This is a genomic window from Micromonospora sp. CNZ280 (genome assembly GCF_011759515.1).
In genome coordinates, this window is record NZ_JAAOYP010000001.1 from 2518762 (window position 1) to 2544709 (window position 25948).

The 25948-nt window shown below is 73.7% G+C and carries 23 protein-coding genes; 18 read left to right on the forward strand and 5 right to left on the reverse strand.

The features are described 5' to 3' along the window. Positions 1-52: 52 nt before the first annotated feature. The 3 genes from sepH to FHX32_RS12050 all read right to left on the reverse strand — a co-directional run bounded on the left by sepH (position 53) and on the right by FHX32_RS12050 (position 3949). Positions 53-1135: a septation protein SepH gene (sepH, locus tag FHX32_RS12040; protein ID WP_167181048.1), complete on the reverse strand. Its 1083-nt coding sequence runs from the start codon at positions 1133-1135 to the stop codon at positions 53-55. 187 nt (positions 1136-1322) lie between these two features. Beyond that, on the reverse strand, positions 1323-2450 hold the full coding sequence (gene serC / locus FHX32_RS12045; RefSeq protein ID WP_167181050.1) for a phosphoserine transaminase: 1128 nt from the start codon (positions 2448-2450) through the stop codon (positions 1323-1325). A gap of 392 nt (positions 2451-2842) precedes the next feature. Then, entirely contained in the window at positions 2843-3949 is a 1107-nt protein-coding gene (locus tag FHX32_RS12050) for a citrate synthase 2 (RefSeq protein WP_088997141.1), read from the reverse strand. A gap of 285 nt (positions 3950-4234) precedes the next feature. Here FHX32_RS12050 and pdxH point away from each other — a divergent pair, with 285 nt between their 5' ends. The 7 genes from pdxH (at position 4235) to FHX32_RS12085 (ending at position 10361) form a co-directional block, all read left to right on the forward strand. Further along, the gene (gene pdxH / locus FHX32_RS12055; RefSeq protein ID WP_208418666.1) at positions 4235-4864 is read left to right on the forward strand and encodes a pyridoxamine 5'-phosphate oxidase; all 630 of its coding nucleotides are present in this window, start codon (positions 4235-4237) and stop codon (positions 4862-4864) included. Continuing rightward, a complete protein-coding gene (locus FHX32_RS12060; protein WP_167181052.1) occupies positions 4861-6165 on the forward strand; it encodes an MFS transporter in 1305 nt (434 codons plus the stop codon). Before pdxH ends, FHX32_RS12060 begins: the two co-directional genes overlap by 4 nt. An 18-nt stretch (positions 6166-6183) precedes the next feature. Next, positions 6184-7113, forward strand: coding sequence for an aldose 1-epimerase family protein (locus FHX32_RS12065; RefSeq protein ID WP_167181054.1), 930 nt, complete (start codon positions 6184-6186; stop codon positions 7111-7113). Between the two features lie 11 nt (positions 7114-7124). Beyond that, positions 7125-7727 (forward strand): nitroreductase family protein, encoded by a 603-nt coding sequence (locus FHX32_RS12070; RefSeq protein ID WP_167181056.1) that lies wholly within the window; start codon positions 7125-7127, stop codon positions 7725-7727. Between the two features lie 189 nt (positions 7728-7916). Further along, positions 7917-8222: a type II toxin-antitoxin system VapB family antitoxin gene (locus FHX32_RS12075; RefSeq protein ID WP_076470742.1), complete on the forward strand. Its 306-nt coding sequence runs from the start codon at positions 7917-7919 to the stop codon at positions 8220-8222. Positions 8223-8257: 35 nt separating this feature from the next. Next, positions 8258-9427, forward strand: coding sequence for an acyl-CoA dehydrogenase family protein (locus FHX32_RS12080; protein WP_167181058.1), 1170 nt, complete (start codon positions 8258-8260; stop codon positions 9425-9427). Positions 9428-9596: 169 nt separating this feature from the next. Further along, a complete protein-coding gene (locus tag FHX32_RS12085; protein WP_167181060.1) occupies positions 9597-10361 on the forward strand; it encodes a DUF4230 domain-containing protein in 765 nt (254 codons plus the stop codon). A 179-nt stretch (positions 10362-10540) separates the two neighbouring features. Here FHX32_RS12085 and FHX32_RS12090 read toward each other — a convergent pair whose 3' ends face one another. Further along, positions 10541-10750 (reverse strand): PspC domain-containing protein, encoded by a 210-nt coding sequence (locus tag FHX32_RS12090; RefSeq protein WP_109903947.1) that lies wholly within the window; start codon positions 10748-10750, stop codon positions 10541-10543. A gap of 400 nt (positions 10751-11150) precedes the next feature. Here FHX32_RS12090 and FHX32_RS12095 point away from each other — a divergent pair, with 400 nt between their 5' ends. The 10 genes from FHX32_RS12095 (at position 11151) to FHX32_RS12140 (ending at position 24819) form a co-directional block, all read left to right on the forward strand. Beyond that, on the forward strand, positions 11151-12557 hold the full coding sequence (locus FHX32_RS12095; RefSeq protein WP_167181062.1) for an L-serine ammonia-lyase: 1407 nt from the start codon (positions 11151-11153) through the stop codon (positions 12555-12557). A gap of 59 nt (positions 12558-12616) precedes the next feature. Further along, on the forward strand, positions 12617-13444 hold the full coding sequence (locus FHX32_RS12100) for an ABC transporter permease (RefSeq protein ID WP_167181064.1): 828 nt from the start codon (positions 12617-12619) through the stop codon (positions 13442-13444). Next, the gene (locus FHX32_RS12105; protein ID WP_167181066.1) at positions 13445-14191 is read left to right on the forward strand and encodes an ABC transporter ATP-binding protein; all 747 of its coding nucleotides are present in this window, start codon (positions 13445-13447) and stop codon (positions 14189-14191) included. 68 nt (positions 14192-14259) lie between these two features. Next, positions 14260-16227, forward strand: coding sequence for a CDP-alcohol phosphatidyltransferase family protein (locus FHX32_RS12110; RefSeq protein ID WP_167182617.1), 1968 nt, complete (start codon positions 14260-14262; stop codon positions 16225-16227). Between the two features lie 15 nt (positions 16228-16242). Further along, entirely contained in the window at positions 16243-18453 is a 2211-nt protein-coding gene (locus tag FHX32_RS12115; RefSeq protein WP_167181068.1) for a bifunctional glycosyltransferase family 2 protein/CDP-glycerol:glycerophosphate glycerophosphotransferase, read from the forward strand. Positions 18454-18544: 91 nt separating this feature from the next. After that, complete coding sequence (locus FHX32_RS12120) at positions 18545-19906, forward strand: ABC transporter ATP-binding protein (RefSeq protein ID WP_208418051.1); 1362 nt, start codon at positions 18545-18547, stop codon at positions 19904-19906. A 67-nt stretch (positions 19907-19973) separates the two neighbouring features. Beyond that, positions 19974-21020, forward strand: a complete 1047-nt coding sequence (locus FHX32_RS12125; protein ID WP_167181070.1) for a hypothetical protein — start codon at positions 19974-19976, stop codon at positions 21018-21020. Positions 21021-21176: 156 nt separating this feature from the next. Further along, positions 21177-21641, forward strand: a complete 465-nt coding sequence (locus tag FHX32_RS12130; protein ID WP_167181072.1) for a DUF4442 domain-containing protein — start codon at positions 21177-21179, stop codon at positions 21639-21641. 56 nt (positions 21642-21697) lie between these two features. Continuing rightward, positions 21698-22450: an HAD-IA family hydrolase gene (locus tag FHX32_RS12135; protein ID WP_167181074.1), complete on the forward strand. Its 753-nt coding sequence runs from the start codon at positions 21698-21700 to the stop codon at positions 22448-22450. Further along, positions 22447-24819, forward strand: a complete 2373-nt coding sequence (locus FHX32_RS12140; protein WP_167181076.1) for a glycoside hydrolase family 65 protein — start codon at positions 22447-22449, stop codon at positions 24817-24819. The genes FHX32_RS12135 and FHX32_RS12140 overlap by 4 nt, the downstream gene beginning before the upstream one ends. Before the next feature lie 118 nt (positions 24820-24937). Here FHX32_RS12140 and FHX32_RS12145 read toward each other — a convergent pair whose 3' ends face one another. Next, positions 24938-25117: a hypothetical protein gene (locus FHX32_RS12145; RefSeq protein ID WP_167181078.1), complete on the reverse strand. Its 180-nt coding sequence runs from the start codon at positions 25115-25117 to the stop codon at positions 24938-24940. 161 nt (positions 25118-25278) lie between these two features. Between FHX32_RS12145 and FHX32_RS12150 the strand changes: the two genes are divergently transcribed. Further along, positions 25279-25944 (forward strand): alpha/beta fold hydrolase, encoded by a 666-nt coding sequence (locus FHX32_RS12150; RefSeq protein ID WP_167181080.1) that lies wholly within the window; start codon positions 25279-25281, stop codon positions 25942-25944. Positions 25945-25948 lie beyond the last annotated feature (4 nt).

The following is a 25948-nucleotide window of genomic DNA, read 5'->3' on the forward strand; positions in this document are numbered from 1 at the left end:
AGTGCCTCGCGTCGGCTCCGGCGACCGGGTGGCCGCCGGAGCCGATCGCGGGTCAGGAGGACTCGCGGGCCGCCGGGCCGCTGCCGAAGAGCACGTCGTCCCAGCTCGGCAGGCGCTTGCGCGGCTTGCCACCGGCCTCGGTGGACTCGCCGCCGGCAGCCGCCGCGGCGCCCGTACGGCGGGGCCGGAGCACCGCCAGCGACGGCACGGCCGGCACCTCCTTCGGCGTGTCCGAGTCGTCGTCGAAGGCCGAACCCTGGCCGCCGCCGAGCAGCGCCGCGGCGCCGCCGCCGACCGCCCGCTGCCGGGGCGCGTCCGGGCCGGCCAGCGCGGCCGGGGAGCGCGGGTCGAGCCCGCGACCGGAGGACGCGCCGAGCGGCCGGTCGAGCGAGGCGAGCAGGGCGTCCCGCCCAGCCCGGATCGGGTCCCGCCCGGGGCGGGCGTGCTCGGCCGGCGTCGGCAGGCCGTGCCCGCCACGGCTCGGCTCGCCGCGCGACGGGCCGGGCAGCGCGTGCCCGCCCCGCTCCGGCGCCGGCTCCTGGCCGAGGATCGGCGTCGGACGCTCGGCGCAGAGGTACTGCGCCATGTCGTCGTGCGGGCTGACCGCCTGCCGGGTCTTGTCGAGATCCCAGACGGCCTGCGCGGTGGCCTTGCCCGACGGCCAGGTGGCGACGATCCGCCAGGTGCCGTCGTCGCGCCGCCAGGCGTCCCAGGAGATCTTCTCGGTGTCGATGCCGTGCTGGGCCAGCCGACCGTTGACCACCTCGGCCAGCGGGGTGGGCTTCTCGGCGCCCTTGAGCCGGGTGCGCCGGGCGTGCTGGGCGAGCATCGCGCGCTCCTGCAGCACCGGGCCGGCGTAGCGCAGCACCCGGTCGACCGGCACGCCGGCGATCCGGGCGACGTCCTCGGCGGACTCGCCGGAGCGGATCCGCGCCTGGATGTCGCGCGGGGACAGGGACGGCGCCGGGTCGGCGGCGGCGGAAGGCGCCACAGCGAGCGGCGGCGCGCCGGGCTCGGCGTGCAGGGCGCCGGCGACGCGCTCGTCGATGGGCAGGGCGAGCAGTCGCCCGACCTCGTCGGCGAGCACCAGGGCCTGGCCGTCCTCGGAGAGGGCGACGAAGCGTACTGGGCGCATTAGCGTTGCCTCCGTCCCGCTTCGCTGGCCGCACGCCACGAGTCGGCCACCCGGGCGTCTCGCCCCACGGTACGCGGTTCCGTGCCGAGGTGGGGGATGCGACACCCGCATGTCGCGGATGAGCAGGGGCGATGATCACGGTCGGTGGCCGCCGCCCGGGGCGACGACCACCGACCGTGAAGAACCGCTAGAGCCGCTCGACCACGTAGTCGATGGACGCGGTGAGCGCCTCCACGTCGGCCGGCTCCACGGCCGGGAAGAGCGCCACCCGCAACTGGTTGCGGCCCAGCTTGCGGTAGGGCTCGGTGTCCACGATGCCGTTGGCGCGCAGCGCCTTGGCGATCGCGGCGGCGTCCACCCCGTCGGCGAAGTCGATGGTGGCGACCACGTTGGACCGCAGCGCCGGGTCGGCGACGTACGGCGTGGCCACCGCGGAACGCTCGGCCCAGCCGTAGACGATGGCGGCGCTCTCCGCGGTGCGCTTGGCCGCCCAGGCCAGCCCGCCCTGCGAGTTCATCCAGTCGGTCTGCTCGGCGGCCAGGAAGATGGTGGCCAGCGCCGGGGTGTTGTACGTCTGCTCCAGCCGCGAGTTGTCGATCGCGGTGACCAGGTCGAGGAACGCCGGGATGTAGCGGCCGGACGACTTGATCTGGGCGGCCCGCTCCAGCGCCGCCGGGGACATCAGCGCCAGCCAGAGGCCGCCGTCCGAGCCGAAGCACTTCTGCGGGGCGAAGTAGTAGGCGTCGGTCTCGCCGACGTTGACCTCCAGCCCGCCGGCGCCGGAGGTGGCGTCGACCAGCAGCAGCGAACCCTCGTCCGCCCCGGGCACCCGGGAGATCGGCACCGCGACACCGGTCGAGGTCTCGTTGTGCGGGGTGGCGTAGACGTCCACGCCGGCCTCCGCGACCAGGGTGGGTGCGCTGCCCGCGTCCGACTTGCGGATGGTCGGCTCGCCGAGGAACGGCGCGTCCTTGACCGACTTCGCGAACTTGGCGCCGAACTCGCCGAAGCTGGCGAACTGCGCCCGGTCGCGGATCAGGCCGAACGCCGCCACCTCCCAGAACGCGGTGGTGCCGCCGTTGCCGAGCACCACCTCGTAGCCCTCGGGCAGGGAGAAGAACTCGGCGATGCCGCGGCGCAGCCGGGCCACCTGGTCGCGGACCGTCTTCTGCCGGTGGGAGGTGCCCAGGTAGCTGGTCGCCACGTCGGCAAGTGCGGACACCGCCGCCGGACGGACCTTGGACGGCCCGCAGCCGAACCGCCCGTCGGCGGGCTTGATCTCGTCGGGAATCCGGATGGTCGGTGCGTCAGCCACGGTCTTCAAGATCCTTCCGCATGGGCCGGGGCCCGGTGAGCTGGCGGGGCGCGGACCGGCGGCGGCGTGTGGACACACTGCGGCCGGGATCCGAGCCTGGTCCGGCGGCACTGCCGAGCCCTCATCCTCCCATCCCGGGCCGGCCGCCGGCCGGTCGGTCCCAGCTCAGCGGCTGAGTCTTGCACCACACATCCGCAGGCTTCGGGTGCATACGTTGCTGCTCCGGCCACCACAGCTGCACCCAGAGCGGCCGGGGCGGGCGCCGGCGGGAAGGGCGCCGGAGCGGCCGGGCTGGGTGCTGGCGCGGCGGGAAGGGCGGCCAGGTCGGGCGGGAGACGCGCGAGGGCCCCGTCCGGCATCGGACGGGGCCCCGGGGGTACGCGATCGGTCGGTCAGACGCCGTGCGGGATGGCGTCCCAGCCGTCGACCTCCTGCGGCTTGCGGCTGCCGGGCCCGACGTACCGGGCGGACGGGCGGACCAGCCGCTGGAGCTTCTTCTGCTCCAGGATGTGCGCGCTCCAGCCGCCCATCCGGGCGCAGGTGAACATCGAGGTGAACATGTGCGCCGGCACCTCGGCGAAGTCGAGCACCACGGCCGACCAGAACTCGACGTTGGTGGCGAGCACCCGGTCCGGGCGGCGGGCCTGGAGCTCGGCCAGCGCGGCCTTCTCCAGCGCCTCGGCCACCTCGAAGCGCGGCGCGCCCAGCTCCTTGGCGGTGCGGCGGAGCACCCGGGCGCGCGGGTCCTCGGCGCGGTAGACCCGGTGGCCGAAGCCCATCAGCCGCTCGCCGCGGTCGAGCACGCCCCGGACGTAGCCCTCGGCGTCGCCGCTGCGCTCGACCGCCTCCAGCATGCTGAGCACCCGGGACGGCGCGCCGCCGTGCAGCGGGCCGGAGAGCGCGCCGATGCCGGAGGAGATGCAGGCCGCGGCGTCCGCGCCGGTGGAGGCGACGATCCGGGCGGTGAAGGTGGAGGCGTTCAGGCCGTGCTCGGCGGCCGAGATGAAGTACGCGTCGACGGCCTTGACGTGCCGCGGGTCGGGCTCACCCCGCCAGCGCTTCATGAACCGCTCGACGATGGTGGAGGCCTTGTCGATCTCCTTCTGCGGCACCGCCGGCAGCCCCAGGCCGCGGGCGGACTGGGCGACGAAGGAGAGCGCGGTCACCGAGACCCGGGCGAGGTCCTCGCGGGCCTGCTCGTCGGAGATGTCCAGCAGTTGGTTGAGCCCCCAGTACGGGGCCAGCATCGCCACCGCGGACTGCACGTCGACGCGGATGTCGCCGGAGTGCACCGGCACCGGGAACGGCTCGGCCGGCGGCAGGCCGGGGCCGAACCGCCCGTCCACCAGCAGCGCCCAGACGTTGCCGAAGGAGACCTGGCCGATCAGATCCTCGATGTCCACCCCGCGATAGCGCAGGGCGCCACCCTCACGGTCGGGTTCGGCGATCTCGGTCTCGAAGGCTACGACGCCCTCCAGCCCGGGTTTGAAATCGGCCATGTCGCTCTCCTGGATCTGGTCGTCGCGCCCGGTCGGGCTCTCCTCCGGCCCCAGCCGGCCGAGCTCCTCAGGCGACCCCTCAGGGATGTGTTCGTGACATCTTGCCTGCTGGGTAACCGGATCCGCGACCCGCGGCGGATGTGCCGCACGCGACATCCCCCGCCGCACGCGGCCCGGCGGGATGAGGAAGACAATGTGACGTGGGTTGGCCTGCGCCGGGTGGCGCCGACAGGCGCCACCGGGAGGGGAGAGAACGTGACGGGCGACACAGTGCCCCCGGCCGACATGCGTAACGAGTACGACCGCGACCTGGGCCTTTCCGAGGCCGAGCTGGCCGGCGACTGGCACACCCAGTTCGACCGCTGGTTCGCCGACGCGGTGGCCGCCGGGCTGCCCGAGCCGAACGCGATGGTGGTCGGCACCGCGGACGCGGCCGGCCGGCCGAGCGCCCGGACGGTGCTGCTCAAGGGGTACGACCCGGCCGGCTTCGTCTTCTTCACCAACTACGGCTCGCGCAAGGGTGTCGAGCTGACCGGCAACCCGTACGCCAGCCTGGTCTTCCCCTGGTTCGCCATGCACCGCCAGGTGGTGGTGACCGGCCCGGTTGAGCGGATCGACCGGGCCGGGACCGAGGCGTACTTCGCCAGCCGGCCGCGCGGCTCCCAACTGGGCGCCTGGGCCAGCGAACAGTCCCGGGTGATCCCGGACCGGGCCGTGCTGGACGCCGGCTACCGGGCGGCGGCGGAGCGCTTCGCCGACGTCGACCCGATCCCCGCCCCGCCGTACTGGGGCGGGCTGCGGGTGCGGCCCGACTCGGTGGAGTTCTGGCAGGGCCGGGCCAGCCGGCTGCACGACCGGCTGCGGTTCCGGCGCACCGGCACCGGCGCCTGGACCGTGGAGCGGCTGGCGCCGTGACCCAGCTCAAGGGGCCGCGGCCGGGCCGGCTGCGGCGATTCGCGATCGACCTGCGCCCGCTCGCCGTGCCCGCGTACCGGCGGATCTGGCTCGGTAACGGCATCGCGATGTTCGGCATGCAGTTCACCGCCGTCGCGGTGCCGGTGGAGATGTACGAGCTGACCCGCGACTCGCTCTGGGTCGGTTTGATCGGCATCGCAGCGTTCGTACCGCTGCTGGTCTTCGGGCTGTGGGGCGGCGCGGTGGCCGACGCGCGCGACCGGCGCAGCGTGCTGCTGGTCACCTCGGTGCTGCTCTGGGCCTCGACGCTCGGGCTGCTGGCGCAGGCGCTGCTGCGGGTCGGCAGTCCGGTGCTGCTGCTCGCGCTGATAGCCGTGCAGTCGATCGCGTTCGCGATCAGCTCGCCCACCCGCAACGCGATCCTGCCCCGGCTGGTGCCGCTGGAGCTGGTGCCGGCGGCCAGCACGCTGAACTTCACCACCTTTACCGCGACCGCCGTGTTCGGCCCGCTGGCGGCCGGCCTGATCTTCGCGGCCTGGCAGGACCCGGGGGTGGGGCTGCCGATCGCGTACGGGGTCGACGCCCTGCTCTTCACCGTCTCGCTCTGGGCCACCCTGCGGCTGCCCGCGCTGCCGCCGGAGCCGGACCCGGACGGCGACGGCGCCCCGCGCAAGGCCGGGCTGGCCAGCATCGTGGACGGGCTGCGCTACCTCTCCACCACACCGGTGCTGCTGCTCTCGTTCGCCATCGACCTGATCGCGATGGTGCTGGCGATGCCCCGGGCACTCTTCCCGGAGATCGCCGACGAGCGGTTCGGCGGCGGGGCGGCGGTGGGCTGGCTCTACAGCTCGATCGCGATCGGGGCGATGGTCGGCGGGCTCACCTCCGGCTGGATCGGCCGGTTGCGCCGGCAGGGGCTGGCGCTGGTGGTCGCGGTGGTCGGCTGGGGGCTGGCGGTGGCGGCGGCCGGGCTGGCCGGCCAGCTCTGGCTGATGGTCGTGCTGCTCGCGGTGGCCGGCGCGGCCGACCTGGTCAGCGCGGTGTTGCGGCAGTCGATGCTGCTGGTCTACGCGCCGGACCGGATGCGCGGCCGGCTCCAGGGCGTGAACACGGTGGTCATCGCCGGCGGTCCACGGCTGGGCGACCTGCGAGCCGGCGCGATGGCCGCCGGGCTGGGCGGCGGGGTCGCCTGGGTCAGCGGCGGCCTGCTCTCCGCCGCGCTCGCGGTGCTGCTCGCGGTGGCCTTCCCGGCGCTGCTGCGCTACCGGGCGGCGACCGCGTCGAGCGGGGACCGGACCTGAACGGCTAGGGTCCCCCGCATGGACACCCCCGACCAGCGCCCGCTCTCGGGCGCGCAATGGACCATCGCCGCCGCCGGGCACGAGGCGGTCGTCGTGGAGGTGGGCGGCGGGGTGCGGGCGTACCGGCACGACGGCGTCGACTACCTCGACGGGTACGCCGAGGACGAGCTCTGCCCGGGCTGCGCCGGCCAGGTGCTGGCGCCCTGGCCGAACCGGATCCGGGACGGGAAGTACACGTTCGGCGACCGGTCGTTGCAGCTGACGCTGACCGAGCCGGAGCGCGGGGTGGCCATCCACGGGCTGGTCAACTGGGTGCCCTGGCAGCTGCTGGAGCACGCCGCGGACGCGGTGATCCTCGGCTACGACCTGCCGGCGCAGCCGGGCTACCCGTGGCCGCTGCGGCTGCGCAGCCGGTGGAGCGTCGGGCCGGACGGGCTGCGGGCCGAGCACGAGGTGACCAACACCGGTGGTGAGAAGGCGCCGTTCGGCTTCGCCGTGCACCCGTACCTGCGGCTGCCCGGGGTGGCGGTGGACGACCTGGCGATGCTGCTGCCGGCCCGCAACCGGCTGCTGCTGGACTCCCGGCTGCTGCCGATCGGGGCCACCCCGGTCGCCGGCACCGAGTACGACTGGACCAGCCGGCGCCGGATCGGCGCCGCCCGGCTCGACCTGACCTTCGGTGACGTGGCCCGGGACGACGACGGCGGCTCCGCGGTGAGCCTGGCCGCGCCGGACGGCTCGGCCGGGGTGCGCGTCTGGGCCGACCGGGAGTTCGGCTGGTGGCAGGTGTTCACCGGCGACACGCTCACCGGGGAACGGCACCGCCGCTCGGTGGCGGTCGAACCGATGACCTGCCCGCCGGACGCGTTCCGCTCCGGCCGGGACGTGATCACCCTGGCGCCGGGCGAGACCTGGCGGGGCGCCTGGGGCGTCCGGCCGGGTGCCTGAACGGGGGCGGTATGGAGTTCGCCGAGGTGGTCCGCCGGCGCCGGATGGTGCGCAACTACGACCCGGACCGCCCCGTCCCGCCCGATGTGGTCGAACGCCTGCTCGACCACGCGGTCCGCGCGCCGTCCGCCGGGTTCGCCCAGGGCTGGGGCTTCCTGGTGCTGGAGACGGCGGCGGACCGGGACCGGTTCTGGGCGGCGACCACCCCGGCGGGCGGCGGCCGGGAGCGCTGGCTGGCCGGGATGCGCCGGGCGCCGCTGATCGTCGTCCCGCACGCGAACCGCGACGCCTACCTGGACCGGTACGCCGAGCCGGACAAGGGCTGGACGGACCGCTCGCCGGAGCGCTGGCCGGTGCCCTACTGGTACGTCGACGCCGGCTTCGCCGCGCTGCTGATGCTGCTGACCGCGGTGGACGAGGGGCTGGGCGCGTGCTTCTTCGGCATCCCGCCGCAGCGGCTGGACGCCTACCGGGAGGCGTTCGGGGTGCCGGCGGAGTACCAACCCGTCGGTGCGCTCACCGTCGGCTACCGGGCGCACGACCATCGGTCACCATCGCTGCGCAGGGGTCGGCGTCCAGTCGATGAAGTGGTGCGACGCGGCCGGTGGAGCTGACCGGTTGAGCCTGATTCGCCGGGTTGAGGAACGGACTAGCGGTAGCGAAACTGACATCAGGGAGCAGAACGCGGTGTGGTACGGCCGGCTAGGCTGGCACGGTCATCGGTACCGCGGGTCGCGGTGCCACGCCGCGACCCGGCACGGTGCCGCGGGTCGGCCCGGCCACGGGGAGGGGAGCGTGCCGTCGTGATCTTCAGAGCGGTTCGGGACGGGCGTCCCTACCCGGAGCACAACCTGACGCTCAAGCAGTGGGCGGAGATCCCGCCGCGGCCGCTGCGCCTGGACCAGCTGATCACCACCAAGCGCGAGCTGGCGCTGGACAAGCTGCTCGCCGAGGACTCCACCTTCTACGGCGACCTCTTCCCGCACGTGGTGCAGTGGAACGGCGGGCTCTACCTGGAGGACGGGCTGCACCGCGCGCTGCGCGCCGCGTTGCAGCAGCGCAACCAGATCCACGCCCGGGTGCTGGTGCTCTCCGAGCCGGTGGAGTGACCGGTCGCGGCTGAGCCTTCGTTAGGGTGGCTGCCATGAGCCCTACCGCCCCGCTCGACCTGCTCGACCTGGACTCGTCGCTCACCGAGGAGGAGCGGCAGATCCGCGCGGTCGTACGCCAGCTGGTGGACGACCGGGTCCGCCCGCACGTCGCCGGCTGGTACGAGGAGGGCCGGGTGCCCGCCCGCGAGCTGGCCCGCGAGTTCGGCAAGCTCGGCCTGCTCGGCATGCACCTGACCGGCTACGGCTGCGCCGGCTCGTCCGCGGTGGCGTACGGGCTGGCCTGCCTGGAGCTGGAGGCCGGCGACTCGGGCCTGCGCTCGCTGGTCTCGGTGCAGGGCTCGCTCGCCATGTACGCGATCTGGCGCTACGGCAGCGAGGAGCAGAAGCAGCGCTGGCTGCCGTCGATGGCCACCGGCGAGGCGATCGGCTGCTTCGGGCTGACCGAGCCCGACCACGGCTCCGACCCGGCGTCGATGACCACCCGGGCCCGGCGCGACGGTGACGACTGGGTGCTCACCGGCGGCAAGATGTGGATCACCAACGCGCCGATCGCCGACGTGGCGGTGATCTGGGCCCGCACCGAGGACGGGGTGCGGGGGTTCGCCGTACCGATGAACACGCCCGGTGTGACGGCGCGGGAGATCACCCGCAAGATGTCGCTGCGCGCCTCGGTCACCGGGGAGATCTCGCTGGACGACGTCCGGCTGCCGGACGCCGCGCGGCTGCCCGGGGCGGTCGGCCTGAAGGCGCCGCTGAGCTGCCTCACCGAGGCCCGGTTCGGCATCGTCTGGGGCGCGCTCGGCGCGGCCCGGGACTGCCTGGAGACCGCCCTGTCGTACGCCGGCACCCGCACCCAGTTCGGCCGGCCGCTGGCCGGCTTCCAGCTCACCCAGGCCAAGCTCGCAGACATGGCGGTCGAGCTGCACAAGGGCTACCTGCTGGCGCTGCACCTGGGCCGGCTCGCCGACGCCGGCCGGCTGCGCCCGGCCCAGGTGAGCGTTGGCAAGCTGAACAACGTGCGGGAGGCGCTGGCGATCGCCCGGCAGTGCCGCACCATCCTCGGCGCGAACGGCGTCTCCGGCGAGTACCCGGTGATGCGGCACGCCAACAACCTGGAGAGCGTGCTCACCTACGAGGGCACCTCGGAGATCCACCAGCTGGTGATCGGGCAGCAGCTCACCGGCGTCTCGGCCTTCGCCTGACCGGCGGGGGCGCCCCGGCGCCCCGGCGCCCCGGCCGACGACCGGTCGAGCGGTCGCGCACCGCCGCTGAGCTGGGCGGACGGGCGGCCTGGTCGCTCGGCGCGCGCGTGTCGTACCGGGGACGTACCGTCATCTCAAGACGACCTGTCTGACGAGGACGGTGAGGGCGATGGCCCGCGACGCTGGCATCAACGAGCCCACCAGGGAGTTTCCGGGATACCCCACCGGCGACGACCTGCGCGACCGGTCGGGCGGCCCGATCGAGCCGGCCGACGGCGTGCCGCCGTCACCCGGTGGCCCGGCCCGTGGCCTGCTCTGGGTGCTCGGCGCGGCGGCGCTCGCCGTGGTCGTGCTGCTCGGCGTGCAGGCGACCGGCATCCTGCCGGACTTCCGCAACCCGTTCGCCAAGCAGCAGACCGACCGCAGCCAGCCGCCGCTGCTCAAGTCGATCCAGGATCTCAGCCGCTATGTGGCCGCCGAGGGCAACTTCCAGGTCGTCGTCGACCTGCAGAACGATCGGCGGAACGTGCCGGACTGGCTGCTCAACCAGCGGACGCTCTTCGTCGGGGCGGGCAGCGTCGAGGCGTACGTCGACTTCACCAGGATCTCCGAGGGCGCGGTGGTCGAGTCCGCCGACGGCAAGTCGGTGGAGATCAAGCTGCCGGCGCCCCAGCTCGGCCAGACCAACCTCGACCTGGAGAAGAGTTACGTCTTCGCCGAGCAGCGCGGCCTGCTCAACCGGATCGGTGACCTGGTCGACGGCGATCCCAACCGCCAGCAGCAGGTCTACCAGCTCGCCGAGGAACGGATCACGGCCGCCGCCCGGGACAGCGGCCTGACCCAGCGGGCCGAGGAGAACACCCGCAAGATGCTGGAGGGCTTCCTCCGCTCCCTCGGCTACGAGAAGGTCACCGTCACCTACACCGCCCCCTGACCCACCCGACGCGCCCCCGCTCCGCCCCACCCCCGCCCGCGGGTCGCACGTACAGAGAAGTCGCACGTACAGAGAAAGAGTGGCCTCCGGCGCCGGAATGGCCACTCTTTCGCTGAAAGTGCAGGCGGCGTGGGGCGGGGCGGCGCGGGGGAGTCGGGGTGGGGAGTGGCGGGTGGGGGTCAGTGGCGGGTGGTGGCGAGGTAGCGGTCCTCGTTCGGCATCAGGATCCAGAGCACCAGGTAGACGACCACCTGGGTGCCGGGCAGCAGCAGCGACAGCAGGAACAGCAGCCGGACGAAGTTGGCGGACGTGCCGAACCGCTGGGCCAGGCCGGCGCAGACACCGGCGAACATGCGACCCTGGCGGGGTCGGACCAGTTTGCGACTCATCGTCGTACTCCCACTCTGCGGCGGATCCGCCGCGTCTGACATCAACGGTAGGAACGGGCGGCGGCCCCGCCCTCGGCCTGCGGGAGGATCGGCCACCCGCTCACCCGTAGGTGGTTACCCGGCCGGGTCCGGCCCGACGCACCGCCGGCCCGACGCACCGTTGGCGCGCGCCACGGCCGGGCACGGCCGCCACGGCGACTGACGGCGCGCGACGGGCTGCCGGCGTTGTGCCGGATCGTGCGCCGTCGGTGCCGGTGCGGGCGGCGGCTGACCTGGGCGGGTAGGCTGGCCGGTCGGGCGTCCACACCCTGCGATGCCCGACCGCCGCCCGCACCGGGGCGGCCACCACCGGGCCGGGCCACCACCCCGCGCGACGGGACGACGGCGAGGAAGCGCAGCCATGATCAGTGTTTTCGACCTCTTCAGCGTGGGGATCGGGCCGTCCAGCTCGCACACCGTGGGGCCGATGCGGGCCGCCCGCACCTTCGTCGCCGGGCTCAAGGCCGACGGGCTGCTCGCCGACACGACCCGGATCCAGGCGGAGCTGTTCGGCTCGCTGGGCGCCACCGGGCACGGCCACGGCAGCGACCGGGCGGTGCTGCTCGGGCTGGCCGGCGAGGCGCCGGAGACGGTCGACACCGACTCCGTCGAGCCGCGGGTCGCCCGGATCAGGGCGGACCGGCGGATCAGCCTGCTCGACGCGCACGAGATCGACTTCGACCCGGACCGGGACCTGGTGCTGCACCGCCGCCGGTCGCTGCCGTACCACCCGAACGGGATGACCTTCGCCGCCTACGACTCCGCCGGCGAGCAGGTCAGGACGCGGACGTACTACTCGGTGGGCGGCGGGTTCGTGGTGGACGAGGCGGCCGCCGGCGCGGACCGCATCAAGCCGGACACCACCGCCGTGCGGTATCCCTTCTCCACAGGTGGGGAACTGCTCGCGGTGACCCGGGAGACCGGGCTGTCGATCAGCGAGGTGATGCTCGCCAACGAGCTGTCCTGGCGCAGCGAGCGCGAGGTGCGGGCCGGCCTGCTGGAGATCTGGCGGGTGATGCGGGAGTGCGTCACCCGCGGCTGCGAGCGGGACGGCGTACTCCCCGGCGGGTTGAAGGTCCGGCGGCGCGCGGCCGAGCTGTACCGCGGCCTGATGGCCGACGCGGACCCGGTCCGGTCGGCGGCCGGCGCGGCGGGCCGGGGGGCGGCGGACCCGCTGCGGGCGATGGACTGGGTGACCCTGTTCGCCCTCGCGGTCAACGAGGAGAACGCGGCCGGCGGCCGGGTGGTCACCGCCCCCACCAACGGAGCGGCCGGCATCATCCCGGCGGTGCTGCACTACTACGACCGGTTCTCCCCCGGCGCCTCGGAGGACGGGGTGGTGCGCTTCCTGCTCGCCGCCGGCGCGATCGGCGTGCTGTTCAAGGAGAACGCCTCCATCTCCGGAGCCGAGGTGGGCTGCCAGGGCGAGGTCGGGTCGGCCTGCTCGATGGCTGCCGCCGGGCTCGCCGAGGCGCTCGGCGGCACCCCCGAGCAGGTGGAGAACGCCGCCGAGATCGGCATGGAGCACAACCTCGGGCTCACCTGCGACCCGGTCGGTGGCCTGGTGCAGATCCCCTGCATCGAGCGGAACGCGGTGGCTAGCATCAAGGCGATCACGGCCGCCCGGCTGGCGCTGCGCGGCGACGGGGTGCACGCCGTCTCGCTCGACAAGGTCATCAAGACCATGCGGGAGACCGGCGCGGACATGAAGGTGAAGTACAAGGAGACGGCACGCGGCGGCCTGGCCGTCAACGTGATCGAGTGCTGAGCGGGCATTCGTTCACCGACTGCTAACCTGTCGTCCGTTCACTGAGGCGGGAGGCGGCGGTGACCTCGGGCGTCGGCGCGTTGTGGTCGCACCGCAATTCGCTGCGCATCCTGGTCAGACGCGACCTCGCGGTGAAGTACCAGCAGTCCGTGCTCGGGTACCTGTGGTCGCTGATCGAGCCGCTCGGCATGGGCGCGATCTACTGGTTCGTCTTCGGCGTGCTCTACTCCCGGGACACCACCCGGCATCTGGGCGAGGCGGCCGACTCGTACCCGCTCTTCCTGATCACCGGGATCTTCGCCTGGATGTGGACCAGTTCCGCGCTGAGCGAGGCGACCAACGCGCTGACCGGCCAGTCTCGCCTGATCACCACGATGAACGTGCCGCGTCAGGTCTTCCCGATCGGCCGGGTCGCCGGCCGGTTCGCCGAGTACGCCGCCGGCCTGCCGATCCTGGTCGCCGTGGCGTTGGTGTACGCGGCGCGCGGCAAGGTCACCCTCGGCTGGTCGCTGCTCGCCCTGCCGCTGGCGGTGGTCGTGCAGGCGGTGCTGCTGGTCGGCCTGGCGCTGCTGCTGTCGGCGTTCAACGTGCTGATGCGCGACGTCGAGCGGTTCATGCGGTTGATCATCCGGGTGCTCTTCTACGCCACGCCGATCATCTATCCGCTGAGCCTGGTGCGCGACTCCGACCTGCCGGGCTGGCTCAAGCTCGGCTACGAGCTGAACCCGCTGGTCGGCATCTTCCAGCTGCACCACGCGATCTGGTACCCGGCCGAGTTCCCGGACGCCCGGCTGCTCGCCACCACCGTCGGCGGCAGCCTGCTGGTGCTGCTCGCGGGCTGGTGGTCGTTCCGCCGGCTGGAGCCCGCCGTGCTCAAGGAACTGTGAATGGCCGACCCGATCATCGAGGCCGAGGGCCTCGGCATCCGGTTCGTCCGCAACCGCCGCCGGCAGTTGCGGCTGCGGGAGCTGTTCATCCACCGTGGCGCCCGGGGCGCGGGGAGCGGGCAGTTCTGGCCGCTGCGCGACGTGTCGTTCGCGATCTCCGCCGGCGAGACGGTCGGCGTGATCGGCCGGAACGGCACCGGCAAGAGCACGCTGCTGCGGCTGATCGCCGGCGTGCTGATCCCGGACGAGGGCCGGATCCGGGTCCGCGGTGACGTGGCGCCGCTGCTGGAACTCTCCGCCGGGTTCTCCAACGACCTGACCGGGCGGGAGAACCTGTACCTGGTGGGCGGCCTGCACGGGTTGTCGTCGAGCTACCTCAAGCGGCACTTCGACGACATCGTCTCGTTCGCCGGTGAGCAGGTGGAGCGGGCCATCGACACCTCGGTGCGGCACTACTCGTCCGGGATGAAGGTCCGGCTCGGCTTCGCGATCATCTCCCACCTGCCGCACCCGATCCTGCTGATGGACGAGGTGACCGCGGTCGGGGACGCGGAGTTCCGGAAGAAGTGCTATGCGACGATCGACCGTCTGCTCGGGGAGGGGCGCACTCTGGTGCTGGTGTCACACAACGAAAAGGACCTGACCCGGTTCTGCCGTCGGGGGCTCTTCCTGGACGGCGGCCGGCTGAGCGTCGACGGGACGATCGCCGAGGCGCTGGACGCGTACCACAGCGCGGTCCCGCGGTGACCCTCGCGATCGTGCTCGCCGCCGGGGCGCCGGCCGCGAGCCTGCCCACCACGACGCCCGGCGCGGGCCTGCTCACCACCACGCCGACCGCGAGCCTGCCCGGCACGGCGGGCGGGTCGCTGGCCGACCGGCTGGCCGCGCAGTTGCGCCGGGCCGGGGCGGCCGAGGTGCGGTTCGCCGCCGACCTCGACGAGCTGGCCGCGCTCGCCGACGCCGCCACCGGGCCGGTGCTCGTCACCGGCGCCGACCTGGTCGCGCACACCGCCGTGCTGCGGCACCTGGCCACCAGCCCGGTCGGGCCGACCGTGGCGCTGGTGCTCACCGACCCGCCGGACGCCGGATGGGTCGCGGTGCGCGAGGAGCGCGGCCAGGTGGTCGACGCCGGGCCGGTGGAGCGGTTGACCGGTGACGCCACCGGCATCTTCGGCGGCGCGCTGCGGGTCGGCGCCGACGACCTGCCGGTGCTCGCCGCCGCGGCCCGGGCGGTCGCCGCCGGCACCGCGCCGACGGTTGCCGGGCCCGCCGTGGACCGGCTCTTCGCCGGCCTCGCCGGGCTGGGCACGCTGACCTTCGCCCACCGGGTACGCCTGCTCGTCGCGCGCCGGGTCACCGACGCCGCCGGGCTGGCCGCCGCGGAGGCGGCCGTGGCCGCCGTCGACGAGGACCGGGCCGAGCTGAGGCTCTCGGTCAAGGAGCGGGACGACTTCTTCACCACCTTCTTCGTCAGCACCTGGTCCCCGTACGTCACGAAGGCGGCGGCCCGGATCGGGCTCGGCCCGACCGCTGTCACGATGATCTCGGTGGCCTTCGCGGTGGCCGCCGCGGTGCTCTTCGGCGTCGGCGGCCGGCCGGCGCTGGTCGCCGGGGCGGTGCTGCTCTACCTCGGCTTCGTCCTCGACTGCGTGGACGGCCAGCTGGCCCGCTACACCCGGCACTTCAGCGCCTGGGGCGGCTGGCTGGACACCATGGCCGACCGGGCCAAGGAGTACCTGGTCTACGCCGGACTCGGCTACGGCGCGACCCAGGCCGGGTTCCGGTACGGCTGGGCGCTGGCGATCGCCGCGATGACCCTGCAGACCGTGCGGCACATGACCGACACCTGGTACGGCGTGCTGCACGACGAGGCGGCCCGCCGCCCCCGCCCGGCGGCCGGCGCCACCGGCGGCATCGGCGGGAAGCTCAACGCCGCCTCCACCCGGGTGCAGGCGGACACCGGGTCGGTGTCGTACTGGCTGAAGCGGACGGTGGTGTTCCCGATCGGCGAGCGGTGGGCGCTGATCGCGGTGACCGTGGCGCTGTTCGGCCCGCTGGTCAGCCTGGTCGCCGTCCTGACCTGGGGGGTGCTGGCGTTCGCGTACACCGGTGCGCTGCGGACCCTGCGCGCCCGCTGGATGTGGGTGCCGGTGCTGGACACGGTCGACGCCACCCTGCACCGCGACGACGGCCCGCTGGCCCGCCGGCTGCCGGTGCTGCGCCCGACGGGGCCGCTCACGCTGGCCGTCGTCGCCGCGCTGGGGTCGACGGCGCTGCTGGTGGCGGCGCAGTTAGCGGCCGACGGCGGCGACCCGGGCGGGCTGCGCTGGGTGCTGCCGGTCGCGTTGCTGGTGCTGCTGGTCGGCGGTCTCGGCGCCGGCGCGGCGCACAACGGGCCGCTGGACTGGCTGGTGCCGGCCGCGCTGCGGGCCGCCGAGTACCTCTTCGCCATCGCGGTCGGGGTGATCGGCGGGGTGCCGGCGTGGCTGGTCTTCGGCTACGTCTTCGTGCTCACCCTGCACCACTACGACCTCACCGCCCGGCTGGAGAAGCGGCAGGCCGCGCCGCCGCTGCACCCGGCCACGCTGGGCTGGGAGGGACGGTCGGCGCTGCTGGCCCTGGCGGCGATCGTCGGAATTGCGGGTATCGGGATGGCTACACTCGGTACGTACCTTCTCGTGGTTTTTATGGGGAGCGTGGTCCTCGCCTGGGTAGTCCTGCCCGCCCGCGCCGCGCGGGCGACGGCGGGCCTGGTCGGTGCGGGAGGGCGCTCGCCGGGCTGACGGAGGGACGGCCGGATGACTCTGATCAGCTTCGTCGTACCGGCCTTCCGGGTGCAGGGCTACCTGCGCGAATGCCTGGACTCCATCCTCGGCCAGCCGGTCACCGACATCGAGGTGATCGGGGTCGACGACTGCTCGCCGGACGACGGCGGCGAGATCCTCGCCGAGTACGCGGCCCGCGACCAGCGGATGCACGCGATCCGGCTGACCGAGAACGTCGGGCTCGGTCCGGCCCGCAACATCGGGCTGGACCGGGCCGTCGGCGAGTACGTCTGGTTCGTCGACGGTGACGACTGGCTGGCGCCGGACTGCCTGGTCGAGGTGGCCGAGCGGCTGCGCGCCGACCGGCCGGACGTGCTGCTGGTCGACCACGTCCGGACGCACTGGAACGACACCGCCACCCGCAGCGCGATGGCCGAGGTGTTCCCGGAGCCGCCCGGCGAGGGGACGTTCCGGCTGCGGGACCGGCCGGAGACCCTGCACCTGCTGCACACCGCCTGGAACCGGCTGGTCCGCCGGCGGTTCCTGGTCGAGCTGGGGCTGCGCTTCGCGCCCGGCTGGTACGAGGACGTCTCGTTCAGCTACCCGGTGCTGATGGCCGCCGAGCGGATCGCCGTGCTGGACCGGGTGTGCGTGAACTACCGGCAGCGGCGGGCCGGCGCGATCACCCGGACCCGGGGCGGCCGGCACTTCGAGGTCTTCGAGCAGTGGCACCGGGTGTTCCGGCTGATGGACTCCTGGGGGCCGGCGGTCGACGAGCTGCGTCCGGCGGTCTTCGAGCGGATGATCTGGCACTACCTGACAGTGCTCGGCAACGGCCAGCGGATCGCCCCGGAGCTGCGTCCCGGCTTCTTCCGCCAGATCACCGCCGACTACGCCCGCTGGGTTCCGCCCGACGGCCGGCCGACCCCGGCCGGGGTGGAGGGGCTCAAGTACCGGCTGGTGGCGGCCGGGCGGTGGCGGACCTTCAGCGCGTTGCGCGCCGCCAGCCAGGCCCGGGACGCGGCCCGGCGGACGGCTCGGGGTGCGAAACGGCTGGTCGCGCCGGCGGCCCGGCGTACCGCCCGGACGGCCCGGGACGCGGTGCTGCGCGAGTACTACCGGGCCGAGCTGCGCCGGCCGGTCGAGGAGACGCTGGCCGTGTACGCGGCCTACTGGTACCGCGGTTACGCCTGCAACCCGGCGGCCGTCTACGAGGCGGCCCGGCGGCTGGCGCCGCAGGTACGCGGGGTGTGGATCGTCCGCCGGGACCGGGTGCACACGCTGCCCGAGGGCGTCGAGTACGTGGTCGCCGGCAGCCCCGCGTACCACCGGGTGCTGGCCCGGGCGCGCTGGCTGGTCAACAACGTCAACTTCCCGGACTTCGTCCGGAAGCGACCGGAGCAGGTGCACCTGCAGACCCACCACGGCACGCCGGTCAAGGTGATGGGGCTCGACCAGCAGCGCTATCCGCTCGGCGCGGGCGGGATGGACTTCGCCGGGCTGCTGCGCCGAGTGGACCGCTGGGACTACAGCGTCAGCTCGAACAGCTTCTCCACCCAGATGTGGGAGCGCGCCTACCCGGCCGCGTACACCACCCTGGAGGTCGGCTACCCGCGCAACGACCGGCTGGTCACCGCCACCGCCGAGGAGGTGCGGCGGGTCCGCGCCGACCTCGGCCTCGGCCCCGGCGAGCGGGTGGTGCTCTACGCGCCGACGCACCGGGAGCACCTGCCCGGCTACCGGCCGCCGTTCGATGCGGACCGGCTCCTCGACGTGCTCGGCCCGACCGGCCGGGTGCTGATGCGCAGCCACTACTTCCAAGACCGGGACCGGCGGTCCCGGCGGCCGGTGTACCGGGACCGGATCCGCGACGTCAGCGCCCATCCCCGGGTGGAGGACCTCTACCTCGCCGCCGACGTGCTGGTCACCGACTATTCGTCGGCGATGTTCGACTACGCCGTGCTGGACCGGCCGATCGTCGTCTACGCCCCGGACTGGGACGCGTACCGGCTGGCCCGCGGCGTCTACTTCGACGTGACCGCGGAGCCGCCGGGGGCGGTCGCCCGTACCTTCGCCGACCTGCTCGACCTGTTCCGCTCCGGCGAGTACGGCTCGGACGCGGCCGGCAAGGCCCGCCAGCAGTTCCGTGCCCGGTTCTGCGCGTTGGAGGACGGCCGCGCCGCCGAGCGGGTGGTCCGGCGGGTCTTCCTGAACGAGTCGCCGGCGACCCGTCCGGCCTGCTGAACCATCGCTCAGGCCGATCGTCCGCGCTCGATACGGCGTAATAGGTCTGTCACTGGCTGAACATGGCACGTTTACCCGATGTGCGGAGCGCATGAGTTTCGTCACAGTCATTCGGGGTTCGGCCGACGAGCTGGGGGAGGAGACGGTGACCACCGTCGCGCTCAAGGATGTGACCAAGGTCTTCGCCGACGGCACCCGCGCCGTCGACAGCGTCAACCTCGACGTCAACGACGGCGAGTTCATGGTGCTGCTCGGCCCGTCCGGCTGCGGCAAGTCCACCGTGCTACGGATGGTCGCCGGGCTGGAGGACCCGAGCTCGGGCGCCATCATGCTCGACGGGGAGTTGGCCAACGACCTGCCGCCCCGGGACCGGAAGATCGCCATGGTCTTCCAGGACTTCGCGCTCTACCCGCACATGACGGTCGGCGACAACATCGCCTTCCCGTTGCGGCTGGCCGGGATCGAGCCGGTGCCGCGCGGCGAGCGGGTCACCGACGTGGCCAGCGCCCTCGGCATCGGCGACGTGCTCGCCCGCAAGCCCAGCCAGCTCTCCGGCGGGCAGCGCCAGCGGGTGGCGATGGGCCGGGCGATAGTGCGCCGGCCCGGCCTGTTCCTGATGGACGAGCCGCTGTCCAACCTGGACAGCGGGCTCCGCGCCGAGCTGCGCGCGGAGATCTCCGGGCTCACCCGCGAGCTGGGGGTCACCACCATCTACGTCACCCACGACCAGGCCGAGGCGCTGACCATGGCCGACCGGGTCGCGATCATGCGCAAGGGCGTGCTGCAGGACGTCGGCACGCCCACCCAGGTGTACGGGCGCCCGGCCACCCTCTACGTGGCCGCGTTCCTCGGCAGCCCGCGGATGAACCTGCTGGAGGCGTCGGTCTACGTCCACCTCGACCGCTACGTCACGCTCACCCTCGGCGAGCAGGCGCTCTACCTGCCCTGGGACGACATCCGCAGCCGGGCGGTGGCGCACTACCACGGCGAGCGGATCGTGGTCGGCATGCGGGCCGAGGCGCTCACCCCGGTCGCCCCGGACAGCCCGGGCGACGTGCTGCACGGCCGGATCCGCTACCTGGAGCACCACGGGCACGAGTCGCTCGCCTTCCTGGACATCGGGGCCACCGCGATCGTGGTCGACGAGATGGGCGCCCGCGGCGACGCCGCCGACGTCACCGGCCAGCGCGGGCTGCGCCGGTTCGGCCAGGTCATGCAGCGGCTCACCGGGCGGGCCGGGGAGGGGGAGGCGCCGAGCGCGGCGGCCGTGGGTACGCGGACCAGCGTGCTCAACGATCCCGGCCGGCACCACCGCCGCCCGGCCGAGCTGGCGGTCCGGCTCGCGCCGTACCCCGCGGTCGCCGCCGGGAACCCGCTGTCGATCGCGGTACGCATGGACGCGCTGCACTTCTTCGACGAGCGCGGCGACCGGATCGACGTGGGGTGGCGGTGACCCGCCCGGTGCCCTACGGTCAGCCGCACCACAGTCCACAGAGAATCGAACCGGAAGGGGTGCGCCCGTGTCGGGTGACCGTCCCAGCCCGCTGGTCATCGAGCGCATCCTGCGCGACCGGCAGGGCATCTGGCAGCAGATCGTGGCCGAGCGTGACCTGAACGCGCTGACCGGCCGGATGCTGGCCAGCTCGGCCGTGGCGCTGGCCTGCTACGGCGCGGTGCTGGGTGCCTTCCACAGCCCGCTGATGGCGCTGACCTCGGCGGTGAAGCTGCCGCTGCTCTTCCTGGTCACGCTGGTCATCTGCCTGCCCACGCTCTACCTGTTCAACCTGGTCTTCGGAGCCCGGCTCTCGGTACGGCAGTCGGTGGCCCTGGTGATGGTGGCGATCACGGTGACCTCGATGCTCGCCGTGGCGTTCGCGCCGATCAGCCTGTTCTTCCTGATCACCGCCCCCGACTACGGCTTCTTCAAGCTGCTGAACGTGGCGATCCTGACCCTGTCCGCAGTGGTCGGCCTGCGCTTCCTGACCGGTGGCATGCAGGTGCTCAACGAGCACGGCCTGCTCGCCCCGGCCACCGCCGGCCAGGCGGTGAACGCCGCCACCCCCGCCGCCCAGGCCGTGCCGGCGCAGGCGGTGCCGGCCTCGGTCGAGGCGGCACAGCCGGCCGCGGTGGTCGCCGAGCCGGTGCCGGCGGGTGCGGCGGTCGCCGCCAACGGCAGCGCGTCGGCGGGCGACGGTTCCGCCGCGCCGGCCACCGGCCAGTCCGCCCCGGCGCAGCCCGCCCCGGTCGCGCAGCCGGCGCTGGTGGCCCAGCCGGCCTTCGCCGGGCAGCCGGCGCTCGTCCCGGCCGGGTACCCGGCCGGGATGCTGCCGCCCGGCTACCCCCAGCGGCCCTGGGGCAACCCGCCGGCGCGGCGCGGCGAGCCGGGTCAGCGTCCGGCCAGCATGACCCTGCTCTACATCTGGATCCTGCTGTTCGGCTTCGTCGGCACCCAGCTCGCCTGGACGCTGCGCCCGTTCTTCGGCGACCCGGGCCAGGGCTTCGCGCTGTTCCGCAGCATCGACGGCAACTTCTACGCCGAGATCCTCCGCACCATCGCCAACCTCTGACCCGCCATCACCCCGACGCGCCCCGCCCCCGCTCCCGGGGCGGGCCGCGGCGGCGCGGGGACCGCTTCGCGGAACCGGTGGCGAGCGGTGGTCAGCTTCTGATCGACCGGACGCAGCCGCTTGCCCGGAAAGGTTACTGGCGAGTAGCGTCCGGGTATGTCCATCGACTCGCGCCAGGTGGCGGCGGCCATGCTCGACGCCGTGCCGTTCGCCCGCACGCTGAATCTCGAGTTCGTCGAGGTGGCCCCCGAGGCGGAGGGCGGGGTGCGGGCGGTCGTCCGGCTGCCCGACACGCCGGCCACCCACAACCACGTCGGCGGTCCGCACGCCGGGGCGATGTTCACGCTCGGCGAGACCGCCTCCGGCGCGGTGGTGCTCGCCGCGTTCGGGCAGGTGCTCGACCGGGCGGTGCCGCTGGCCGTCCGTGCCGAGATCGCGTACCGGAAGCTGGCCATGGGTGCGGTGCTGGCCACCGCCCGGCTCGGCCGCCCGCCCGCCGAGGTGATCGCCGAACTGGAGGCCGGCCAGCGACCGGAGTTCCCGGTCCGGGTGGAGATCGCCACCGAGGCGGGCAAGCCCACCTCGGAGCTGACCGTGGTCTGGACGCTGCGGCCGAACTGAACCCCGGCGGGGCGGAAACAGGTTTTTCCCGGCAGGCGTCTGGATAGATTCGTACCGTGCTGGGCCTGCCTGCTCACGTGACCGCCTGTCTCTTCGACCTCGACGGTGTGCTGACGCAGACCGCCCGGGTACACAACGCCGCCTGGAAGGCGACCTTCGACGAGTTCCTCCAGCGGCACGCCGCGGTCAGCGGCGAGCCGTACCGCCCATTCGACCCGGGGCCGGACTACAACCGGTACGTCGACGGCCGGCCCCGCGCCGACGGGGTGCGGGCCTTCCTCGCCTCGCGCGGCGTGGTGCTGCCCGAGGGGGCACCGGGCGACCCGCCCGAGGCGGAGACGGTCAACGGGGTCGGCAACCGGAAGAACGTCCGGCTGCTGCAGGAGCTGCGCACCCACGGGGTCGGCGTCTACCCCGGCTCGGTCGACTACCTGAAGGCGGCCGCGGCGGCGGGGCTGCGCCGCGCGGTGGTCACGGCCAGCGCCAACGGCGCGGAGGTGGTCGCCGCCGCCGGCATCGAGCCGCTGCTGGAGGCACGGGTGGACGGCCTGGTCGCGCGCGCCCAGGGGCTGCGCGGCAAGCCCCACCCGGACACCTTCCTGGCCGGCGCGAGGCTGCTCGGGGTCGCACCGGCGCAGGCCGCGGTGTTCGAGGACGCGCTGGCCGGGGTCGCCGCCGGGCGGGCCGGCGGGTTCGGCTACGTGGTCGGGGTCGACCGGGTCGGGCAGGCCGACGAGCTGCGGGCACACGGAGCGGACGTGGTGGTCGGCGATCTCGCCGAACTGCTCGACGGGGGGCGGAGCGCATGATCAGGGAACGGGCCTATCCGGTCGAGCCGTGGCACGTGCGGGAGACCCGGCTGGACATGGACGTGCTCGCCCAGTCCGAGTCGGTCTTCGCGCTCTCCAACGGCCACGTCGGGCTGCGCGGCAACCTCGACGAGGGCGAGCCGCACGGCCTGCCCGGCACCTACCTCAACTCCTTCTACGAGCTGCGCCCGCTGCCGTACGCCGAGGCCGGGTTCGGCTATCCCGAATCGGGTCAGACCATCGTCAACGTGACCAACGGCAAGCTGATCCGGCTGCTGGTCGACGACGAACCGCTGGACGTCCGCTACGGCGAGCTGATCTCCCACGAGCGGATCCTCGACATGCGCGCCGGCACCCTGCACCGGGAGCTGCACTGGCGCTCCCCGGCCGGTCGCGAGGTCAAGGTGCGCAGCACCCGGCTGGTCTCGTTCACCCAGCGGGCGGTCGCGGCGATCGACTACGAGGTGGAGGCGGTCGACGGGCCGCTGCGGCTGATCGTCCAGTCGGAGCTGGTGGCGAACGAGACGCTGCCGGCGCAGAGCAAGGACCCGCGGGTGGCGGCGGTGCTCGAGTCGCCGCTGCTCGCCGAGGAGGAGCTGACCACCGATGACGGCGGGGTGCTCATCCACCGCACCAAGGTCTCCGGGCTGCGGGTGGCCGCCGCGATGGACCACGAGGTGCAGGCCCCCACCCGCACCACCATCGAGTCCGAGGGCTACCAGGACTGGGTCCGTACCACCATCGGGTGCGTGCTGGAGCCGGGCCAGAAGCTGCGCGTGGTCAAGTACCTGACGTACGGCTGGTCCAGCCGGCGGTCCCTGCCGGCGCTGCGCGACCAGGTAAACGCGGCCCTCGCCGGCGCGAAGCTGGACGGCTGGGACGGGCTGCGCCGGGAGCAGCGGGAATACCTCGACGAGTTCTGGGACGCCGCCGACGTGGTGGTGGAGGGCGACCCGGAGGTGCAGCAGGCCGTGCGCTTCGGTCTCTTCCACGTGCTCCAGGCCGGCGCGCGGGCCGAGCGCCGGCCGATCGCCGCGAAGGGGTTGACCGGTACCGGATACGACGGGCACGCGTTCTGGGACACCGAGATGTTCGTGCTGCCGGTGCTCACCTACACCCATCCCGCCGCGGTGCGGGACGCGCTGCACTGGCGGCACAGCACGCTGCCCTACGCGCGCGAGCACGCCCGGACGCTGAACCTGGAGGGTGCGGACTTCCCCTGGCGGACCATCGAGGGGCCGGAGTCGTCGGGTTACTGGCCGGCCGGCACGGCGGCCTTTCACGTCACTGCCGGCATCGCCGACGCGCTGCGGCGCTACGTGCTGGTCACCGGGGATGTCGAGCTGGAACGGGAGATCGGGCTGGAGCTGCTGGTGGAGACCGCCCGGCTGTGGCGCTCGCTCGGCCACCACGACCGGCGCGGAAAGTTCCACATCGACGGGGTCACCGGCCCGGACGAGTACACCGCGGTGAAGAACGACAACATCTACACCAACCTGATGGCGCAGCGGAACCTGCTCACCGCCGCGGACGCGGTGATGCGGCACCGGGACGAGGCGTTCCACCTCGGGGTGACCGACGAGGAGGCGGCCGCCTGGCGGGACGCGGCGATCGACATGCACATCCCCTACGACGAGGAGCTCGGCGTCCACCAGCAGGTGGAGGGCTTCACCCGGTTGCAGGAGTGGGACTTCGCGCACACCCCGGCGGAGAAGTACCCCTTGCTGCTGCACTACCCGTACTTCGACCTGTACCGCAAGCAGGTGGTCAAGCAGGCCGACCTGGTGCTGGCCATGCACTGGCGGGGTGACGCGTTCACCCCGGAGCAGAAGCTGCGCAACTTCCTCTACTACGAGCGCCGTACCGTGCGGGACTCGTCGCTGTCGGCCTGCACCCAGGCGGTGCTGGCGGCCGAGGTGGGCCATCCCGAGCTGGCGCACAGCTACCTGCGCGAGGCCGCGCTGATGGACCTGCACGACCTGAGCGAGAACACCCGCAACGGCGTGCACATGGCGGCGCTGGCCGGGGCGTGGATCGCGCTGGTGGCCGGCTTCGGCGGGCTGCGTGACCACGACGGGACGCTGTCCTTCTCACCCCGGCTCTCCAGCCGGCTGAGCCGGTTGGAGTTCTCGTTGCAGTGGCGGGACATGCGGTTGCGGGTCGACGTGCGGCCGCACCAGGTGACGTACGCGCTGCGTCACGGCGACCCGGACGACGTGCTGGAACTGCGCCACCACGGCGAGAAGGTGCGGGTCACCTGCGACGAGCCGGCCACCGTGCCGGTGCCGCCGCTGGAGGTCTCCGGCCCGGCCCCGGAGCAGGCACCCGGCCGGTCGCCGCTGCTGCGGCTGCCCGAGCACGAGTCGTAGGCCGCGTCAGGCGCGTTCCGGATGCGACGGTTCGCAACTTCCGCCGTACCCGTACCCGGGAGAGGATCCGGACGGACGGCGCCGCCGGCCCGCGCCGCGGCGGACCGGCGGCGACCGCTCAGATCGGTTCGCCCTGGGACGGTCGGCCTGCGGCGTCGCGCGGCGCCATCGCCCGCGGATCGTCGGCGACCCGCGCCTTCGCGGCCTCGTCGCCCCAGTCCCGGCTGCGTTCCTCGTCCTGTTCCCGCCGTTCCCGCTCGGCGGTCTGCGGTCGGGACCCTCGCTGCTGCTGCGCCATGGCGATCCTCGCGATCCGTCGGGGCGCCCTCGCGCCGGTACGGTCTGCGGTCACCCGTCGGCTACCCGACCACCCCGCCGGCAAACGCCGGCGTGCCGGGCCCGGTGCCGGGTAAGCCCGGTGATGCAGCCGGCGGCCCGGCCGGCGGGGTGGAGGTCGAGATGGACGTGCGCAGCAGCGAGGTGACGATCCCGGCGGAGTCGGTTGAACTCACCGCCGACCTGCTCGTTCCGGCGGAACCCACCGGGGTGGTGCTCTTCGCGCACGGCAGCGGCAGTTCCCGGCACAGCCCGCGCAACGTCGCGGTGGCCCACGCGCTGAACCGGCAGACGCTCGGCACCGTGCTGGTGGACCTGCTCACCGCGACCGAGGATCAGCTGGACGCCCGCACCGCGGAGCTGCGCTTCGACATCGACCTGCTCGCCGGCCGGCTGGCCGCCATCGTCGACTGGCTGGCCACCGAGCGTCCCTTCGGCGCGGCGCCGATCGGTCTCTTCGGCGCCAGCACCGGGGCGGCCGCCGCCCTGGTCGCCGCGGCGGCCCGGCCGGACCTGGTGGGCGCCGTGGTCTCCCGGGGTGGCCGGCCGGACCTGGCCGGCCCCGCCCTGGGCCAGGTACGCGCGCCGACGCTGTTGCTGGTCGGTGGCCTGGACGAGCAGGTGATCACGCTGAACGAGCAGGCCCGCGACGCGCTGCCGGACACCGCCGAGCTGCGGATCGTCCCCGGCGCCACCCACCTGTTCGAGGAGCCCGGCACGCTGGAGCAGGTGGCCGACTCGGCGGCCGGATGGTTCACCACCCACCTGCGCCACCCGATCCCCTCCTGACCGA